The sequence below is a fragment of the Mesorhizobium sp. M2C.T.Ca.TU.002.02.1.1 genome, assembly GCF_003997225.1.
Genome location: NZ_RZTO01001588.1, coordinates 1 through 385, shown reverse-complemented (window position 1 = coordinate 385; position 385 = coordinate 1). Strand labels below are relative to the sequence as shown.

Genomic DNA, 385 nt, shown 5'->3' with positions numbered 1-385 from the left:
GCCTGTCCCGGCAGCGTCTCGGCAATGGTGACATTTGCGCCGACGAGCCGCGCGCGGGCTTCGATCAAAGCTGGGTCGGCAATGAGATAGAAGGGCGGCACGCCGGCGCTCTCGCCCGCTTGCCAGGCGGCGATGGCGATCTCGGGTCCGATGCCCGAGGGGTCGCCGACGCTGAGCGCAAGCGGGGCACCGGTCTTTTGCATGCTCATGCCAGCGCGCGGACCAGGCCGCTCATGGTTTGGGCGAACTCGCTGCTGCGTCGAGACACGCTTGTCGCTCTAGCGCTCGACGATCTTGGCCTTCTGGCGCAGTTCGGCGACGTATTTCTTGCTGAGCTCTTCGGCGTCCTTGTCGTTGCCGCCTTCGGCCTGGAACACCATCTGCG

General features: G+C 66.2%; 2 pseudogenes. Both read right to left on the bottom strand.

The window, feature by feature from the left end:
• Positions 1–203, bottom strand: a pseudogene (locus EOD07_RS37440) (4-hydroxythreonine-4-phosphate dehydrogenase); the annotation flags it as partial.
• Positions 204–278: 75 nt separating this feature from the next.
• Positions 279–385: pseudogene (locus EOD07_RS39020) on the bottom strand (peptidylprolyl isomerase); the annotation flags it as partial.